The sequence below is a fragment of the Streptomyces sp. NPDC051219 genome (genome assembly GCF_040682335.1).
GTDB lineage: Bacteria > Actinomycetota > Actinomycetes > Streptomycetales > Streptomycetaceae > Streptomyces.
In genome coordinates this window covers 148,332-165,958 of record NZ_JBFBAS010000004.1, presented here as the reverse complement: position 1 = coordinate 165,958, position 17,627 = coordinate 148,332, and the positions used below count along the sequence as shown (strand labels likewise).

The 17,627-nt window shown below is 71.0% G+C and carries 13 protein-coding genes and 1 riboswitch; of the genes, 7 read left to right on the top strand and 6 right to left on the bottom strand.

Annotation, left to right across the window (positions count from 1 at the left end; translation table 11 throughout):
* Positions 1-84: 84 nt before the first annotated feature.
* From AB0M62_RS07735 to AB0M62_RS07725, 3 genes are read right to left on the bottom strand one after another with little or no spacing between them, the layout of a single operon-like run.
* Positions 85-1,248 (bottom strand): VWA domain-containing protein, encoded by a 1,164-nt coding sequence (locus AB0M62_RS07735; protein ID WP_366073199.1) that lies wholly within the window; start codon positions 1,246-1,248, stop codon positions 85-87.
* On the bottom strand, positions 1,245-3,563 hold the full coding sequence (locus AB0M62_RS07730; protein WP_366073198.1) for a DUF5682 family protein: 2,319 nt from the start codon (positions 3,561-3,563) through the stop codon (positions 1,245-1,247). The genes AB0M62_RS07735 and AB0M62_RS07730 overlap by 4 nt, the downstream gene beginning before the upstream one ends.
* Positions 3,560-4,654, bottom strand: coding sequence for an AAA family ATPase (locus AB0M62_RS07725; RefSeq protein WP_366073197.1), 1,095 nt, complete (start codon positions 4,652-4,654; stop codon positions 3,560-3,562). The genes AB0M62_RS07730 and AB0M62_RS07725 overlap by 4 nt, the downstream gene beginning before the upstream one ends.
* Positions 4,655-4,778: 124 nt before the next feature.
* On the opposite strand from AB0M62_RS07725, the gene AB0M62_RS07720 reads away from it, so the two are divergent.
* The gene (locus AB0M62_RS07720; protein WP_366073196.1) at positions 4,779-6,155 is read left to right on the top strand and encodes an SWIM zinc finger family protein; all 1,377 of its coding nucleotides are present in this window, start codon (positions 4,779-4,781) and stop codon (positions 6,153-6,155) included.
* A gap of 68 nt (positions 6,156-6,223) precedes the next feature.
* Positions 6,224-7,858, top strand: a complete 1,635-nt coding sequence (locus AB0M62_RS07715) for a DUF5691 domain-containing protein (protein WP_366073195.1) — start codon at positions 6,224-6,226, stop codon at positions 7,856-7,858.
* Positions 7,859-7,983: 125 nt separating this feature from the next.
* Here AB0M62_RS07715 and AB0M62_RS07710 read toward each other — a convergent pair whose 3' ends face one another.
* Positions 7,984-8,397, bottom strand: coding sequence for a cobalamin B12-binding domain-containing protein (locus tag AB0M62_RS07710; protein ID WP_366073194.1), 414 nt, complete (start codon positions 8,395-8,397; stop codon positions 7,984-7,986).
* A gap of 407 nt (positions 8,398-8,804) precedes the next feature.
* Here AB0M62_RS07710 and AB0M62_RS07705 point away from each other — a divergent pair, with 407 nt between their 5' ends.
* Both AB0M62_RS07705 and AB0M62_RS07700 read left to right on the top strand, forming a co-directional pair.
* The gene (locus tag AB0M62_RS07705) at positions 8,805-9,668 is read left to right on the top strand and encodes an alpha/beta fold hydrolase (protein ID WP_366073193.1); all 864 of its coding nucleotides are present in this window, start codon (positions 8,805-8,807) and stop codon (positions 9,666-9,668) included.
* A gap of 216 nt (positions 9,669-9,884) precedes the next feature.
* The gene (locus tag AB0M62_RS07700) at positions 9,885-11,480 is read left to right on the top strand and encodes a peptidoglycan DD-metalloendopeptidase family protein (RefSeq protein WP_366073192.1); all 1,596 of its coding nucleotides are present in this window, start codon (positions 9,885-9,887) and stop codon (positions 11,478-11,480) included.
* 59 nt (positions 11,481-11,539) lie between these two features.
* Here the strand turns inward: AB0M62_RS07700 and pcrA are convergent, their stop codons facing one another.
* A complete protein-coding gene (gene pcrA / locus AB0M62_RS07695; RefSeq protein ID WP_366073191.1) occupies positions 11,540-13,999 on the bottom strand; it encodes a DNA helicase PcrA in 2,460 nt (819 codons plus the stop codon).
* A gap of 167 nt (positions 14,000-14,166) precedes the next feature.
* Positions 14,167-14,328, top strand: a riboswitch (cyclic di-AMP (ydaO/yuaA leader).
* Between the two features lie 7 nt (positions 14,329-14,335).
* On the opposite strand from pcrA, the gene AB0M62_RS07690 reads away from it, so the two are divergent.
* The 3 genes from AB0M62_RS07690 (at position 14,336) to AB0M62_RS07680 (ending at position 17,073) form a co-directional block, all read left to right on the top strand.
* Positions 14,336-15,520, top strand: a complete 1,185-nt coding sequence (locus AB0M62_RS07690) for an NlpC/P60 family protein (RefSeq protein WP_366073190.1) — start codon at positions 14,336-14,338, stop codon at positions 15,518-15,520.
* A gap of 177 nt (positions 15,521-15,697) precedes the next feature.
* Positions 15,698-16,408: a hypothetical protein gene (locus tag AB0M62_RS07685; protein WP_366073189.1), complete on the top strand. Its 711-nt coding sequence runs from the start codon at positions 15,698-15,700 to the stop codon at positions 16,406-16,408.
* Positions 16,409-16,416: 8 nt separating this feature from the next.
* Positions 16,417-17,073 (top strand): class F sortase, encoded by a 657-nt coding sequence (locus tag AB0M62_RS07680; protein WP_366073188.1) that lies wholly within the window; start codon positions 16,417-16,419, stop codon positions 17,071-17,073.
* A 42-nt stretch (positions 17,074-17,115) separates the two neighbouring features.
* Here the strand turns inward: AB0M62_RS07680 and AB0M62_RS07675 are convergent, their stop codons facing one another.
* Entirely contained in the window at positions 17,116-17,469 is a 354-nt protein-coding gene (locus AB0M62_RS07675; protein ID WP_366073187.1) for a hypothetical protein, read from the bottom strand.
* Between the last annotated feature and the right edge of the window lie 158 nt (positions 17,470-17,627).

The following is a 17,627-nucleotide window of genomic DNA, read 5'->3' as shown; positions in this document are numbered from 1 at the left end:
TTCCCAGAGGCGACGGAACACGGCATTCCGTGGGGGAACAGGACGATGCTCGCACGGACCTCCCGGGGTCACGCAAGTCCCGTGTTACTGATGGGTCACCATGTCCGGTATGGGTAGCGGCCGTTTCTCGATCGCAGCCGCCATCACCTCCGGGAAGAGGTCCGGAGTGCACGCGAACGCGGGGGCACCGAGCGCGGCGAGGTCTGCCGCGTGCCGGCGGTCGTAGGCAGGGGCACCTTCGTCGGAGAGCGCGAGCAGCGCGACGAACTGCACGCCCGCCGCCCTCATAGCGGCGACCCGTTTGAGCATCTCGTCCCGGATTCCGCCCTCGTACAGATCGCTGATGAGGACGACGACGGTGTCCGCGGGCCGGGTGATCTGCGACTGGCAGTACGCGAGCGCCCTGTTGATGTCGGTGCCCCCGCCCAGCTGGGTACCGAAGAGCACGTCGACCGGGTCCTCCAGTTGGTCCGTGAGGTCCACCACGGCGGTGTCGAAGACGACGAGGCGGGTGGCGATGGAGCGCATGGAGGCCAGGACCGCGCCGAAGACCGAGGCGTAGACGACCGACGCCGCCATCGACCCCGACTGGTCGATGCACAGTACGACGTCCTTCTTGACGGACTGCGAGGCCCGCCCGTAGCCGACCAGCCGCTCCGGCACGATGGTCCGGTACTCCGGCAGGTAGTTCTTCAAATTGGCCCGGATGGTGCGGTCCCAGTCGATGTCCCGGTGACGCGGTCTGCTGATCCTGGCCGAACGGTCCAGCGCTCCGGTGAGCGTGGCGCGTGTCCGGGTGGCGAGGCGCTTCTCCAGGTCCTCGACGACCTTGCGCACGACGGCGCGTGCCGTTTCCTTCGTCGTCTCCGGCATCGCCTTGTTGAGCGACAGGAGTGTGCCCACCAGATGCACGTCCGCCTCGACGGCTTCCAGCATCTCCGGCTCCAGCAGCAGGGCGGAGAGCCCGAGCCGGTCGATGGCATCACGCTGCATCACCTGCACGACGGAGCTCGGGAAGTACGTACGGATGTCTCCCAGCCAGCGCGCCACTGACGGCGCCGACGCCCCGAGCCCGGCCGAACGGTCCATGCCGCTCTGCGCCTGCCCTCTCTTGCCGTACAGCGCGGCGAGCGCGGCGTCCATCGCCGCGTCCTGCCCGGCGAGGGAGTGTCCGGTCCCCTCGGCCGCCTCGCCGCCCAGCACCAGCCGCCAGCGCCTGAGCCTCTCTTCGGTACGGTCCGCGGTCATTGAGCCACCTCCCCAGGCAGGTCGAGCAGCAGGCGAAGAACAGGCAGCACAGCGTCCGCGCGCTTCGGGTCCAGCTCCGCGGCGAAACCGGGTACGGCCGCCGCGGTGGCTCCGGCGGCCGGCCCGGTCCGGCCGGCGGGGCCGGCGGGGCCGCGCCGTACCAGCTCGCCGAGGGTGCGGCGCACCCCTGGCTCGTACGCCGAGAACGTGCGGCGCAGCAGCGGCAGTACATCGGTGAAGGCGTCCGCGGACACCGTGGTGAGCCAGCTGTCGAGCAGGGCCAGCAGCCCCTCGTCGTGCACGAGCAGCATTCCCCCGCCCGCGCTGCCGCCGACGAAGCCCTCGATCCAGGCCGCGGCGTCCCCCGGCGGGGCCCCCGCCGACAGCGCGAGCGCCATGAGCCGGGCCGCCTCGTCCTCCTCGAGCCGCCCGTCGTCCAGCAGCAGCCGGGCGGCACGGCCGCGTATGACGCCGGGCACGGTGTCCCGCCCGGCGAGCGTCCGCAGCATCGCCGACCACCGGCCGCGCAACCCGTCGTCGGCCAGCAGACCGATCGCCGTGTGCACGCCGTCCACATGGCCGCGCATCTCCGCCGCGCCGTCGGCGTCGAGACCGGCACACGCGGGCGGCAGGCCGACACAGACCCGCTCGGCCAGGCCCGCCGCCACCTCGGCCAGCGCGGCCGTTCCCGTACCCCGGACATCCCCGTACCGCAGGGAACGGGCCAGCGCGGGCAGTGCCTGGGCGAGATGACCGACGTCCGCGTCCAGCGCCGCCCGGTCGGCCAGGACCTTCATCACCAGAGGCAGGGCGTCCGGCAGTTCGGCCAGCAGGCATCGCTCGGCGAGTGCGGTGACCTCGCTCAGCGCGGTGGCCGCGACGGCTTCCGACTCGGCCCTGGCCGTGGCGGCGGAGAGCACGGTCGTCCCCCACACCCCGGCCTCGGCCACCCGCACCGAGAGCTCCGGCTCCCACCGCAGCCGCCAGGTCTCCCGGAATGTGCCGGTACTGCCGCGTGAGCGCGCCGGCTCCCCCCATCCGACGGACAGCAGCCGCAGCCGGTGCAGCAGCCGGCTCCGACCGGCGTCCGTCTCCTTGCGGAGGTCGAGCTCCAACTCCCTTTCCACCGCTTCGGGCTTGAGCCGCAGGGTGCGCTGCGCGCGGGTCAGGTCACGTTGCAGCGGCACCACGGGGGCGGACTCGGGTACTTCACCGAGGACGTCACCGACGACCAGCCGGTCCTGGACGAGCGAGAGCGGTATGTCGGAGCCCTCGCACATCACGGCCCGGACTGCATCGGTGGTCTCCGAGAGACCGGCCAGCGGACGGCCCCGCATGGCGGCGAGGGTTTCGGCGAGCCGGACCGCCTCGATGACATGGGCGGACGAGACCGGGCGGTCCTCCTCTCGCAACAGGCCCGCCACCTTGGTCATCCACCGCTCGACCGGCCGGTCCGGGGCGCTGAACAGATGTCCGTACCAGCCGGGCGAGGCGATGCCCGCGCCGTATCCGCTGTCCCGGGAGAGCCGCCGGTGTGTCCATGGCACCCAGGTCATCTCTACCCGTGCCTTGGGCAGGCCCTTGAGCACAGCCCGGTCGGCCGTGGCCGTGGTCCGCTCCCGGAGCGCCGGCACATGCCAGGCCCCGCACACCACGGCGAACTCGTCACCGAACTCACGCTTGGCAGCGCGCAGCTGGAGCCGCATATGGGCCTCGCGCACAAGATCTCGCCTGTGTCCGCCGTCCCCGTACGTCTCGCGCAGCGCGGCCATCGCGTCACTCAGCGCCTCGAACGCGGCCAGCGGGCCCGCCGTGTCGCGGTGCTCCACGACGTCCTCCCACCAGCGCTCCGGGTCGTCGTAACCGGCTGTCCCGGCCAGGACGGCGATCGGGTCGATGCGCAGTGCCTCCTCGGACGGCTCCTCCCCCTGATCCGCTTTCTGTCCGGCTCCCTGTCCGGCCTCCGGTTCCGGGCCGCCCGGCCGCTCCTCGGGCAGCGCGAGGGAATGGGCGGCGGGGAGGTCGATGAAGCGAACGGGTAGCTGCTGTTCGAGCGCCCAGCGGATGGCCACCCACTCCGGGGAGAACTCGGCCAGCGGCCAGAACGCGGCCCGCCCCGGGTCGTCCGTGACATGTGCCAGCAGCGCGACCGGTGGGCGCATGTCCTCGTCCGCGGCCAGCGCCAGCACCGCGTCCCCCTCCGGCGGGCCCTCGACCAGTACGGCCCGCGGCCCGGCCGCCTCGAGCGCGGCCCGCACCGCACGGGCCGAGCCGGGCCCGTGATGGCGCACCCCGAGCAGGGCGGGACCTGTCATACCGAGACCTCCCGGCAGGCACGGTAGAAGTCCTTCCAGCCGTCGCGCTCGCGGACGACGGCCTCCAGGTACTCCTGCCAGACGACCCGGTCTGCCGCCGGGTCACGCACCACTGCTCCGAGAATCCCGGCGGCGACGTCCGATGGCCGCAGGACTCCGTCGCCGAAGTGCGCGGCCAGCGCGAGGCCGCTGGTGACGACCGAGATGGCTTCGGCCGTGGACAGCGTGCCGCTCGGCGACTTCACCTTCGTACGGCCGTCGCCGGTGACTCCGTCCCGCAGCTCACGGAAGACCGTCACCACTCGGCGGATCTCCTCGATGCCCTCGGGCGCGGCCGGCAGGTCCAGCGAGCGCCCCAACTGGTCGACGCGCCGGGCCACGATGTCCACCTCGGCGTCGGCGGTGGCGGGCAGCGGCAGCACAACCGTGTTGAAACGGCGGCGCAGGGCGCTGGAGAGTTCGTTCACCCCGCGGTCACGGTCGTTCGCCGTGGCGATGAGGTTGAAGCCGCGGACGGCCTGCACCTCCTGTCCCAACTCCGGTATCGGCAGCGTCTTTTCGGAGAGCACGGTGATGAGCGTGTCCTGGACGTCCGCGGGGATACGGGTGAGCTCCTCCACCCGCGCGGTCATGCCCTCGGCCATGGCCCGCATGACGGGGCTGGGTACCAGCGCGTCGCGGCTCGGCCCGTGGGCGAGCAGCTGGGCGTAGTTCCAGCCGTATCGGATGGCCTCCTCCGGTGTCCCCGCGGTGCCTTGCACCAGCAGTGTCGAATCACCGCTGACAGCGGCAGCGAGATGCTCCGACACCCAGGTCTTCGCGGTGCCGGGCACACCGAGCAGCAGCAGAGCGCGGTCGGTGGCGAGCGTGGTGACGGCCACTTCGACGATGCGGCGTGGCCCCACGTACTTGGGCGTGATCACCGTCCCGTCGGGCAAGGTGCCGCCGAGCAGATAGGTCGCCACCGCCCACGGTGACAACTGCCAACGCACGGGCCGCGGCCGGTCGTCGGCGGCTGTCAGCGCCTTGAGTTCGTCGGCGAAAGCGTCCTCGGCATGCGGCCGGATCGCCTCGTTCTCGGGCACGGTCATGGATCCCCCTCCAGATCTCCCGGATGTGGTTTCCACCGTGCACCACCCCACTGACAATCGACCCTCGGCCGATCACCTGCACAGGTCAGATGGATTGTCAGTGCAGGGACCTACCGTCGGGGACATGCTGCAATTGAACGGGGGACAACCCCCGAACCCCCGGGCACAGGGGGTGCGATGGAGTGCGGAACAGGTGCTGTCGCTGGCTCCTGACGACGCATCACGCAGAGCCGGAAGCAAACTCGGCACCGCGGGGCCGTGGTCGGAGGCGGGCAGCTCCGGAGCGGGTGCGGTGTGGGGGCTGTGCAAGGGCAGCGGCAGCAAGCCGTACCGGACGGTGGTCGACACGGCCGAGGTCGCGTACAAGTGCTCCTGCCCGAGCAGGAAGTTCCCGTGCAAACACGCCCTGGGCCTGCTGCTGCTCTGGGTGTCGGACGACCACACGGTGCCGGACACCGAAGAGGAGCCCGGCTGGGCCGGCGAATGGCTCGAAGGACGCAGGAAACACGCCGAGAAGAAGCAGGAGACCGGCGCGGCCGTGGCGAAGGCCGCCGATCCCGAAGCGGCCAGGCGTCGGGCCGAGCGCCGCGCCGAGCGGATCACCTCCGGCGCCACGGAGCTGGAGCAGCGGCTGTCGGACCTGCTGCGCGGCGGACTGGCCGCGGCCGAGCGTCCGGGTTACGGGCTGTGGGAGGAGACGGCGGCCCGCATGGTCGACGCTCAGGCGCCGGGACTGGCCGGCCGCGTGCGGGAGTTGGGGGCCATTCCGTCCTCGGGCCAGGGCTGGCCCGTGCGGCTGCTGGAGGAGTGCGCCCTGCTCCACATGCTGGACCGGGCGTGGCTGGGCCTGGACCGGTTGCCGGAGGCGCTCGCCGCGACGGTACGGAGCAGGGTCGGCCTGCCCGCCGTGGCGGACGGCCGAGCCGTCCGTGACCACTGGCTGGTGCTCGCACAGTACGACACCGCGGACGGCAGACTCACCACACGCCGGATCTGGCTGCGCGGCCGCGCGTCGGGACGCACCGCCCTGGTCCTCGACTTCGGTCCGCCCGGCCGGCCACCTCAACTCTCCCTATCGGTCGGCCTGGTGCTCGACGCCGCGCTCACCCCCTTTGCCGGGTCAGGGCAACTGCGGGCCGAACTCGGCAAGCGGTTCGCTGCGCCGGCACCACTTGCCGACCGTCCGCCGGGCGTGGACACGAGGACGGCGGTCGGGCTGTACGGACAGGCGCTGCTCGACGATCCCTGGCTGGACTCATGGCCGGTAACCCTGCACCGCGTCATACCCGTTCCGGCCGACGGCGGCTGGCAACTGGCCGACGCGGAGGGCGACTCCGCCCTGCCCGTCAGCCACGCGTTCCACTCCCTGCCGGGTCTGTGGCAGCTCGCCGCCCTGTCCGGTGGTGCCCCGGTGACCGTGTTCGGCGAATGTGGCCACCGCGGCTTCAACCCCCTGACGGCCTGGCCGGAGGGACCGGGAGAAGCGGTCGCGCTGGCCTGAAACGGCCGCCCCGAACGACGGACCTGAACGACCGGCCCCACGGCCGCCCCGAACGACGGAGGGATTCGATGACCGGCACCACCACGCCCTGGGAAGAGCTCGTCACCTCGGCTCTGCTGGGCACCGACCGGCGGCCGCCGGCGGCCGATCCGGCCCGGCCCGGCCACGACGCCACGGCGGCACTCCTGGACGCGGCGGCAGTGCACACCGTGCGGCGCCGGGCAGGGCTGCTCCCGGCGCGTGCCGCCGAGCGTCCCGAACCGGCTGCGCACGACCCGCGCCCCGCCCTGCCCGCGGCAGCCCGCCGCCGGCTGGCCCAGCTGCTGGCCGACCGGTCCGGGGCTGCGGGCACCGGGGGGCGGCGCGGATCCTCGCCGGACCTCACCGAACTGCTCCCCCAATGGCTCGCCGCGGCCAACCGGCGCCGCTTCCAGGCGCCGCACACGCTGCTTCCCGCGCTGCTGGACGCGGCCCGCGCCCGCACCGATCTGCGGCCGCAGGCGCTCACCCTGGCCGGACCGCGGGCCCTGTGGCTGGCACGCCTCAATCCGGACTGGAAATTCGCGCTGCGCGGCGCGGCCGGCAGTTCGGTGCTCCCGGACCCGGGCGACACCGGTCAAGTGGCGCTCCTGTGGCAGGAGGGGCTCTTCGCGGAACGGGTCGCCCTGCTCGGCGCGGTACGAGCTCATGACCCGGCCGCGGCGCCGGCTCTGCTGGCCACCACCTGGGCAGCCGAGCGGGCCGAGGACCGGCTGATGTTCCTCGACTCGTTGCGCACCGGACTCTCCGATGCCGATGAGCCCTTCCTCGAGCAGGCTCTCTCGGACCGCAGCCGCAATGTCCGCGCCACAGCCGCGGAGCTGCTTTCGGCACTGCCCCGGTCTGCTCTGGCCGCACGGATGGCCGCCCGGTCGGAGTCCTGCGTGAGCCTGGACCGTACGGAAGGGGACGTACGCATCGGGGTGGAGGCACCGCACGAGTGCGACGCCGCGATGCAGCGGGACGGCGTGGTGCCCAAGCCCCCGACGGGGCGCGGCGAGCGGTCGTGGTGGCTGGGCCAGCTGGTGGAGGCGGCCCCACTGTCCGGCTGGCCGAGTCGGCTCGGCGGCCGTACGCCCGAGCAGATCGTGGCTCTGCCGGTGGCCGACGGCTGGCGGGAGGAGCTGCACGCCGCCTGGTGCCGCGCGGCGGTACGGCAACGGGACGCGGACTGGTCCCGGGCCCTGCTCGGTGCCCCCGCGCTGCCCCCCGACACCGGTCCCGGCACCGCCTCCCTCGCCGAGCGCGCGAAACTGCTGGCCACACTGCCGGGGGACGAGCGGGCGGTGTGGGTTGCCGATTTCATCGGCGCGCACGGCATGTCCGAGGCGTTCCAGCTGCTGGGCGTGTGCGCCGTCCCCTGGGCCGAACCGCTGGGCCGGGCGGTGGTCGACGCGCTGGACATCGCACGGGACGCCGGGAGCTATCCCTGGAGCTTCAGCGGAGTGATGGGCCTGGCGGAACGCTGCCTGGACCCGGCGGAGGCGAGTCGGCTCGAAATTCTGACGGCGACACCGGACGAGGCGGAGGACGCGTCACCCGGCGCCGGCGGCTACTGGTCGGAGGCCTTCCAGCGGCTGGTCTCCACCCTGAGCCTGCGCGCCGCGATGCTGGCGGAGCTGGACATCCCGACGGAACCGGGCCCGGACCGCCCCGGCCCATGAATCCCGGTCCTCCGGCATTCATGGGCCGGACCAGGCGCTGAGGCAGCCAGCGGGAGGCAGGGCCGCCCCGGCACACGGCTGGCACCGCCCCGGCGCGGGGGCGGTGGCGTACCGGCGCGGGGCGGTCAGGCTTCGGCGGGCTGGCGGACGTTTGCGCGGACCCAGTCCACGATCGACGCCGTAGTCGCACCCGGGGTGAAGATCTCGGCCACGCCCTTTTCCTTGAGCGGGGCGATGTCCGCCTCCGGAATGATGCCGCCGCCGAAGACCTTGATGTCTTCCGCGTCGCGCTCCCTCAGCAGTTCGAGCACCTTCGCGAAGAGCGTGTTGTGCGCGCCCGAGAGGATGGACAGACCGATCGCGTCGGCGTCCTCCTGGATGGCGGTGTCCACGATCTGCTCGGGCGTCTGGTGCAGGCCGGTGTAGATGACCTCCATACCGGCGTCACGCAGGGCCCGCGCGATGACCTTGGCCCCGCGATCGTGGCCGTCGAGACCCGGCTTGGCCACCACCACGCGGATCGGACCGGTCACACCCATCACTGCCTCCATGTACCGACTGCGCCCTCATTGGCACGGGTCCCCGGTTCGCAAGGGCCGGGGATGTGAACGAACGTTATCGACAGCATCCCGCAACCCGCCGTTTCGCGGTGGATAGCGAGGGGGAAATCACACGTGGGACATGTTCGCTTTGCGCCGCGCCCGCGTCACCCGGCTCAGGAGCCGCCAGCAGGGAACGGTCGCAAGGGGAGCCGCAACGAGGGCGCCGCCCCACCCTGCCGCCAGCCGCACGGCACGGTGGGGCGGCATACCGGCACCGGTACGGCAGGGCACGGCAGCATGCTCGCTCGACCGCACCCCGCCTGCCGGCCTCCTCCGCCGCGGAGCCCCATGAGGGCATACGGGGGACGGAGCCGTCCTCCCTCGTGCCATTCGGGAGGTCGGCCATGAGGTTCCAGCTCCTGCTACCCCCTTGCGTCCGCCACGTGCGCCTCTCGGCCGCGCTGCTGCGGGCGACCACGCTGGAGCTGGCGATCCTCGCCGGCCACCTCATCCTCTACCCCACAGGCATCAGCCAGGAGCGCCGCCGAGTCTCCGCGGGCTCCCTGACGTCCACCGGAGCAACCGGAACCGCAGCGGCCGCCGGTGCCGCGCAGCTGCCGGCCGACCGCACGTCCGGTACGCCGGTGGTCCTGCTGCACGGGTTCGTCGACAACCGGTCCGTATTCGTTCTGCTCCGGCGCTCACTGGTCGCGCAGGGCAGGCACCATGTGGAGTCGCTCAACTACTCCCCGCTCACGTGTGACATCCGGGCCGCCGCCGACCTGCTCGGCAGGCACATCGAGGAGATCTGCGCACGTAGCGGCCACGGCCAGGTCGACATCGTGGGGCACAGCCTCGGCGGCCTCATAGCCCGCTACTACGTGCAGCGCCTCGGCGGCGACACCCACGTCCGGACGCTGGTCACGCTGGGCACCCCGCACGCGGGAACCCGGATAGCCCCATTGATGAGCGCGCACCCCATCGTGCGACAGATGCGTCCCCACTCCGATGTGATCGAGGAGCTGCGCGAACCGGCACCGAATTGCCTGACCCGATTTGTCAGCTTCTGGAGCGACCTCGACCAGTTGATGGTTCCACTCGAGGCCGCCTGCATCGACCACCCCGACCTGATCGTGCAGAACGTGCGGGTCAGCGGCATCGGCCATCTCGCGCTGCCCGTGCACCCGGCCGTCGCGGCCGGGATCCGCCAGGCCCTGGAGGCCGCGGAAGCCCCGACAGACACCTCGGGAACGGTCTCGGTTGCCTGAGGGACCCACCCCCGACATCGAACGTTCATCGAACACAGGGCCAAGGCTCCGCCCGCAGTCAGCCGAAAGGCGGTCGAATGCCCGGTTCCTGAACGCCCGAAACCTGCCGAAGATTGTCGCCGTCGCGTACCGCCGGGTACAGTCGCGCCACTGCTCTCCTCTGGGGTACCCATCCCCAGACCCCAGGCCCCCGCTGCCGAGGCGAAAGAGAAGTTGGTGAACGACCGTCACCCGTCGGGGTTCTCTACCCCCCCGGCTCCCGACGCCTCCTACGCGCAATACGCGTCGTACGAGGACCAGGGAACCTTCGCCGGCGACCCCCTCTTCGGTGCGCTTCCGAGCGAGTACGACGGCGGCCACAGCGGCCAGTACGACAACACGCAGTGGGCCGGCGGCGCCTACGCCTCTGCGGATTACAGCGGATACGGCACACAGCAGGCCGCAGCCGAGACCGGTGGCTACGACACCGGCACCTACGGCACCGGCAGTTACAACGGTGGCTACGGGACCGGCAGTTACGACTCGGGCAACTACGAGTCCGGCGGTTACGACTCCGGCAGCTATCAGACCGGCAGTTACGGGACCGGCCACCACGACACCACCGCCTGGACCGCCGAGGGGCACCCCGCGGCCGTGCAGATCCCGGCCCAGGTCAGCTATGACACCACCGGGCAGTGGGACGCCAACGCCTGGAACCGGACGGGCCAGTTCGAGAGCGACCAGTTCGCCGACGGCCGGCTCGAGAACGCCACCCACGGGTACGCCACGGGCCAGTGGACGACACAGGGCTTCGAAACCGGTACATACGACGCGACCGCCTGGAACTCGGGCACAACCGAGGATTCGGAACAAGAGACGCCCCCCGCCGCTGAGTTCACCGCGGGCGAGTTCGCCGAGTTCGAGGCCGCGACCTGCATGTACGAGTCCGAAGCCGAAGCCGAGGCCGAGCCGGTCTCCGAACCGGAAGCCGACTTCGTCTCCGACCACGACGCCGGACCGCCACTCGAAGCGGAACTCGCCGCCGCGACCGCCTCGCCCGCCGGCCCCCGCCCCGTCCGCCGCGCCTCCGGTAACCGCAGCCGCCGCCGTACGCCCGCGAAGCGCTCCGCACTCCTCACCGTCGCCGTTCCGTCCGCCTGTGTCATGGGCGTCGCCGGCATCGCCGCCGCCTCAGTCAGCGGACTCGGCGACGTACAGCCGGACGACACCACCACGCAGGCCGCCCCGGACCCCGCCTCGGTCAAGCCGGTCGCCGCCAACAGCAAGCTCGACACGCAGCTCGCCGCGCTCAGCGCCGACGCCGACGACTTCGCCGACCGCGCCAGCCGCACCCAGGAGCGGATCGACCTCAAGGAGCGGCAGGCCGCCGAGAAGAAGAAGCGTGAGGAGGAGGCCCGCCGCAAGGAGCTGCTGCGCCCCAAGTTCGCGCTTCCTGTGGAGCAGAACGGACTGAGCGCCCAGTACGGCCAGGCCGGCGTCAACTGGATGTCGGTGCACACCGGAATCGACTTCCCGGTCGCTTACGGCACGCCGGTGATGGCGGCGACCGACGGTACGATCCGCACCCAGTGGAACAGCGCCTACGGCAACATGGCGATAGTGACCGCCCCCGACGGCACCGAGACCTGGTACTGCCATCTCAGCAGCACCAAATTCCGCTCAGGCACGGTCAAGGCCGGCGACGTGATCGCGTACTCCGGCAACTCGGGCAACTCCACCGGCCCGCACCTGCACTTCGAGGTACGGCCCGGCGGCGGCTCGGCGATCGACCCGCTTGCGTGGCTGCGCAGCCACGGTCTCGACCCGACGTAACCGGCCCGGGACCGGTCCCGGGGACTGGACGCCCCCGGCTACCGCCTCCCACCGGCCGCCTACAGCTTCTGTACCGGCGCGTACCGCAGCAGCAGCCGCTTCGGCTTGGCGTCCCCGAAGTCGATCGTCGCCTGGGCGTCCCCGCCGCTTCCGGTCACTTCCTGCACGGTCCCCAGTCCGAACTGGTCGTGTGTGACCCGGTCCCCCACCGCCAGCGCGATCACCGGCTTGTCCGTCGCACGCCGCGTGGCGAAGCCGGAAGGCCCGGACCGCGACCGCGCCGAGGAGAGCGACGACGTCAGCGAGGAAGTGATCCCCGACGTCGGGCCGGCGGGAAGCTGCGCGCCCTTCCGCTTCCACTCAAGATGCTGCTCCGGAATCTCCTCCAGGAACCGCGACGGCGGGTTGTACGCGGGCTGGCCCCACGCGCTGCGCATCGAGGAGCGCGTGAGATAGAGCCGCTCACGCGCCCGGGTGATGCCCACGTACGCCAGCCGCCGCTCCTCCTCCAGCTCCTTGGCCTGCCCGAGAGAGCGCATGTGCGGGAAGACACCGTCCTCCATGCCCGTCAGGAAGACCACCGGGAACTCGAGGCCCTTGGCTGTGTGCAGCGTCATCAGAGTGATCACGCCCGAGCCGTCGGTGTCCTCGTCCGGGATCTGGTCGGAGTCGGCGACAAGAGCCACCTGCTCAAGGAAGTCGGCCAGCGTGGCGCCCGGGCCGACAGGCGCTGCCGCGTCCGTGCCGCGCTCCTGCTCGAACTCCAGGGCCACTGCGGCCAGTTCCTGGAGGTTCTCGATCCGCGTTTCGTCCTGCGGGTCGGTGGACGCCTGGAGCTCCGCCAGATATCCCGTGCGTTCCAGGACCGCTTCCAGCACGGTGGCGGGCCCTGCCCCCGACTCGACGATGGTGCGCAGGTCGTCCATCAGGACGTTGAAGCGCTTGACCGCGTTGGCCGAGCGGGCAGCCATGCCGTACGCCTCGTCGACCCGCTTCAGCGCCTGCGGGAAGGTGATCTTCTCGCGCAGCGCCAGGGCTTCGATCATGGCCTCTGCGCGGTCGCCGATACCGCGTTTGGGGACGTTAAGGATGCGCCGGAGCGGGACCGCGTCCTCCGGGTTAGCCAGTATCCGCAGGTAGGCCAGCACATCGCGGACCTCCTTGCGCTCGTAGAAGCGCACACCGCCGACGACCTTGTACGGCAGGCCGACCCGGATGAAGATTTCCTCGAAGACACGGGACTGGGCATTGGTCCGGTAGAAGATCGCGACGTCCCCGGCCTTGGCGTCGCCCGCGTCTGTCAGCCGGTCGATCTCGTCCGCGACGAACTGTGCCTCGTCGTGCTCGGTGTCCGCGACATAGCCGATGATCCGGGAGCCGCTGCCGGCATTCGTCCACAGGTTCTTGGGGCGACGGCTCTCGTTGCGCTCGATGACCGCGTTGGCGGCGCTGAGGATGGTCTGCGTCGAGCGGTAGTTCTGCTCCAGCAGGATCGTCGTCGCGTCCGGGTAGTCCTCCTCGAACTGGAGGATGTTGCGGATGGTGGCACCACGGAACGCGTAGATCGACTGGTCGGCGTCGCCCACCACGCACAGCTCGGCGGGCGGTACTTCGTCGGTGCCCTGACCCACCAGTTCGCGCACGAGCGTGTACTGAGCGTGGTTGGTGTCCTGGTACTCGTCGACCAGGACGTGCCGGAACCGCCGCCGGTAGTGCTCGGCGACGTCCGGGAAGGCCTGGAGCAGGTGCACCGTGGTCATGATGATGTCGTCGAAGTCGAGCGCGTTGGCCTCACGCAGCCGCGACTGGTACATCGCGTACGCCTCGGCGAGCGTCTTCTCGAAGCCGTCGGCAGCCTGCCCGGCGAAGGTCTCCTCGTCGATCAGCTCGTTCTTCAGGTTCGAGATCTTCGCGCTGAAGGACTTCGGCGGGAACTTCTTGGGGTCGAGGTCCAGGTCGCGGCAGACCAGGGCCATCAGTCGCTTGGAGTCCGCGGCGTCGTAGATCGAGAACGACGACGTGAAGCCCAGCCTCTTCGATTCGCGCCGCAGAATCCGGACGCACGCGCTGTGGAAGGTCATGACCCACATCGCATGGGCACGCGGTCCGACCAGGCTCTCGACCCGCTCCTTCATCTCACCGGCGGCCTTGTTCGTGAAGGTGATCGCCAGGATCTCGCCGGGGTGGACCCGGCGCGCGGACAGCAGATGTCCGATCCGGTGCGTCAGCACCCGGGTCTTGCCGGAACCCGCGCCGGCGACGATGAGCAGCGGTGATCCGGAGTGCGCCACCGCGGCCCGCTGCTGCTCGTTCAGCCCGTCGAGAAGCGCGGCGGGGTCGATGACTGGCCGGGCGGCCCCGTCCCGGTAGTACGCGTCGCGGTCGACGGGCGCGTCGAACTCGCCCCCGAAGAGGTCGTCCGCACCCGCTTCCGGTGCGTGCTCCTCGGGGGGCGGCGGGTGCTCCTCGCCGGAAGGCTGGAGGTCCGCCAGGAAACTGTCGTCAAAGAGGCTGCTCATCGCCTCCCGAGTCTAGGCCGCCGCACCGACAGCCCGACCACGAGTTCCGGCAGGTAACGAAAATGTATCGGACATATCGAACATCAGGCTTCCCCCCAACCACACCGATTGGCTAGCGTGCTCCGCCAAGGCCGTCCGTGCCCTCGTCGGCGAACCACGCCAGAACGGACGGCCTCGCGCCGAGTCCGGCCTGCCGTAAGGCAGTTCGGAGCCGGGGACCCAACATGCACAACCGGGGTGAATCGGACCGGCTCCGCCGGACCGTAGGGCGACCTTCCGTACTGCCCGAACCCGACAGCTAACCCGGTAGGCGGTCCACGGAAGGAGATGCCGGCCTTGGCGTCGCATCGCAAGCCGCGCACCCGGATACGAACCACCGCTCCCGCAGTCGGGATCACGACCGCAGCAACCGCAGCACTGGCCTCCGTCAGCCTCCTCGCCCAGAGCGCGAGCGCCGCGCCCGGCGCGCCCGCCGAGCCGAAGCCGAGCGTCGAGGACGTGCAGAAGAAGGTCGACGAGCTGTACCGCCAGGCGGGGACGGCCACCCAGAAGTACAACGCCGCCAAGGAGCGCACCGACACCCAGCGCAAGAAGGTCGACGGACTGCTCGATCAGGTGGCGCAGAACACCGAGAAGCTGAACGAGACCCGGCGCGAGCTCGGCACCTATGCCGCCGCGCAGTACCGCACGGGCGGCATGAGCCCCACCGCCACCCTCCTGCTCGCCGACGACCCGCAGGGCTACTTCGCCCAGGACCACCTGATGGACCGGCTCGGCGTCCGTGAGCAGGAGATCCTCGCGGACTACCGCGCCCAACAGGCCGACGCGACCAGGAAGCGGGCGGAGGCGGCCGAGAGCCTGCAGACGCTCACCACCTCGCAGGCCGGCCTCAGCGCCGGGAAGCAGGAGGTCCAGCGGAAGCTGGCAGAGGCGCGCGAACTGCTGTCGAAGCTGACCGCCGAGGAGAAGGCGCGGCTTGCCGCGATCGAGAAGAGGAAAGAGGAAGAGGCCAGACGGAAGTCCGAGGAGCTGGCGCGCAAGCAGGCGGCCGCGGAGAAGCAGCGCCAGGAGGAGGCCCGGCAGGACCAGCAGCCGGCCCCGGGCACGGATACGGGCGCGGGCACCGGCTCCGGTGCCGGTACTGGCACCGGCACCGGGTCCGGGACGTACGCCGCCAAGGCGGAGAAGGTGCTCTCCTTCGCCCGCGCCCAGATCGGCAAGCCGTACGTCTGGGGGGCGACAGGGCCCAGCTCTTTCGACTGCTCGGGCCTGACCGTGGCCGCGTGGAAGACCGCCGGCGTCGACCTGCCGCGCACCACCTGGGACCAGGTGAACGTCGGCACGCGCGTGGCCACCGCCGACCTGCTCCCCGGTGACCTGGTCTTCTTCTACGACGACATCAGCCACGTCGGCATATACATCGGCGACGGCAAGATGATCCACGCCCCGAAGCCGGGGACCAACGTCCGCGAGGAGTCGATCTACTACATGCCGATCTACGGCAGCGTGCGGCCCGCGTAGTCGCTGCGTCGGTTGGGCCGTGACCCCGGCCCAACTGACGCACTTCATTGCCCCGTTCGCACGACCCCGGTCGCGGCGGACCCGAGGGCCGCCTAGCGTCTCCTTCATCGAGGCGCATTTCCTGCGACGTACGGACAAATGTCCACAGGTGCTCCTCGAGGATGCGGAGGAGTCACCATGCGTGGGACACGTGTCGCTGCCGCCGCCACCCTGCTCGGCGCAGCAGCGCTCTGCCTCGGCGCGACCGCGGTGACGGCCGAGGCCATGGGGACGGCCGAGGACGGAAGCGATGTCCCGTCGTTCGGTTACACCGCCTCACCCACGGTCGTCGCCGCCGGGGGCACGGTCACGCTCGGCGCCACCGGATGCGCGGAACCGGCCGTCACCGTCAGCTCCGCGGCCTTCGGCGACGTCACCCTCCGTGCGGGGCGCCCGGGCACCGTGAAGATCGACCCGGCGGCCGAGCCGGGTACCGAGTACGACGTGACCTTCGACTGCATGGGCCAGAAGGGAATGGCCACCCTCGCCATTGCCGACGGCCCGGGCACGCCCACCGGAACGCACGGCGGAGCCGAAGCCGACACCGAAGCCGACACCGACACCGACACCGAGGCCGACACAGACACCGACACCGACACCGAGACCGACACCGAGACCGGTTCCCACACCGGCGACGACGGCGATACCGAAGCGCGTACGGAAGACGGAACGGACCCCGGAGAGGGAAGGTATCCGGAAGGCGACGCCCGCGTCCGGCACGGAGTCAAGGGCGGGGCCGGCGGCAGCCTCACCGGCATCGCCCCGGTCCCGACAGCGGCCGGAGCGGCACTGATCGCAGGCGCCGCCGGTGCCGGCGTGTACCTGGCGCGCCGGCACCACAGGGGCTGAGCGGAGACATGCCGCAGCCACCGCAGCACCCGGGCGGGGCCTGGGGCACGATCGCCGTCGTACTGCTCATCGGGGTGTTCCTGGTGCAGTACGGCACTGAGACAAGCGCGGGACCGCCGCAGCCCACCTCGGCCACCATCGTCCGGACCAGCCAGGGCCGGACCGCCCCGGCAGAGCCGGGACCCGCAGGCCCCGCCCCGCACCCGCTGCCGTACTCCACGCCCGTGCGCGTCGCCATTCCCTCCATCGGCGTCGACGCCCCGCTCACCGGAGTCGGTGTCACGCCCGACGGCTGGATCGACACCCCGCCCGCCGCGCACAAGAACGCCGCGGGCTGGTTCACCGGCGCCGCCTCCCCCGGCGAGCAGGGCACCTCCGTCGTCGTCGGCCATGTCGACAACGCCGAAGGCCCCGCCGTCTTCTACAGCCTCGGCTCCCTCAGTAAGGGCGAGCGCATCGAGGTGGTGCGCCAGGACGGGCGTACGGCCGTCTTCTCCGTGTACGCCCTCGAGGTCGTGTCGAAGAAGGACTTCCCCGCCGACCGCGTGTACCGGACCAGAGGCCGGCCGGAGCTGCGTGTGATCACGTGCGGCGGCAGCTTCTCCCCGAAGACCGGATACGACGCGAACGTCGTCGCATTCGCCGGCCTCACCACGGTCCGCTGAGCGCCCGCCCGCAGCCGCCGGAGGCCCGACCGCAGGTTCCCGTCAGGTCCAGAGAACCGCGATGAAGATGTTCGCGACCGTGAGCCCGCCGACCGCCCCGAAGAGCGCCTTCTCCACCCGCTCCTCGTCCCGCTTCACGTACACCAGGCCGAGGATCACGACCAGTACCGCCAGCTTGATGCCGACCTTGAGGTTGTTCACGGTCTGGCCGTCGGCCTGGTTCAGGCCGACCAGCGCCACTCCCGTGACCAGCATCGTCAGCGCGCCGTGCAGCATCGCCGGGGTGAAACGGGCAGTGCCCTCACCCATCGCCTTCATCTGGGTGAGGAAGCCGCCGAGCAGTGAGGCGATGCCGATGATGTGCAGGCCCACGAAGACATTGATGAGTACGTCCATGAGGCCGGAGCCTAATCACCCGTTTGGCGTGTGATCGCAGTCAGGTATGCCTCATTCGGCGGTCCCACACAGTCAGCATTTTGCCGATTGCCACCAGTTCCACTCATTCCGACTCTTTCCCGTGACCCAGGTTTAGCGTCCTCCCCCAAGTGGCCGAG

Excerpts from the sequence above, each read along its gene's own strand:
- AB0M62_RS07735 (WP_366073199.1), bottom strand. The coding sequence starts at position 1,248 with ATGACCGCGGACCGTACCGAAGAGAGGCTCAGGCGCTGGCGGCTGGTG.
- AB0M62_RS07730 (WP_366073198.1), bottom strand. The coding sequence starts at position 3,563 with ATGACAGGTCCCGCCCTGCTCGGGGTGCGCCATCACGGGCCCGGCTCG.
- AB0M62_RS07725 (WP_366073197.1), bottom strand. The coding sequence starts at position 4,654 with ATGACCGTGCCCGAGAACGAGGCGATCCGGCCGCATGCCGAGGACGCT.
- AB0M62_RS07720 (WP_366073196.1), top strand. The coding sequence starts at position 4,779 with ATGCTGCAATTGAACGGGGGACAACCCCCGAACCCCCGGGCACAGGGG.
- AB0M62_RS07715 (WP_366073195.1), top strand. The coding sequence starts at position 6,224 with ATGACCGGCACCACCACGCCCTGGGAAGAGCTCGTCACCTCGGCTCTG.
- AB0M62_RS07710 (WP_366073194.1), bottom strand. The coding sequence starts at position 8,397 with ATGGGTGTGACCGGTCCGATCCGCGTGGTGGTGGCCAAGCCGGGTCTC.
- AB0M62_RS07705 (WP_366073193.1), top strand. The coding sequence starts at position 8,805 with ATGAGGTTCCAGCTCCTGCTACCCCCTTGCGTCCGCCACGTGCGCCTC.
- pcrA (WP_366073191.1), bottom strand. The coding sequence starts at position 13,999 with ATGAGCAGCCTCTTTGACGACAGTTTCCTGGCGGACCTCCAGCCTTCC.
- AB0M62_RS07685 (WP_366073189.1), top strand. The coding sequence starts at position 15,698 with ATGCGTGGGACACGTGTCGCTGCCGCCGCCACCCTGCTCGGCGCAGCA.
- AB0M62_RS07680 (WP_366073188.1), top strand. The coding sequence starts at position 16,417 with ATGCCGCAGCCACCGCAGCACCCGGGCGGGGCCTGGGGCACGATCGCC.
- AB0M62_RS07675 (WP_366073187.1), bottom strand. The coding sequence starts at position 17,469 with ATGGACGTACTCATCAATGTCTTCGTGGGCCTGCACATCATCGGCATC.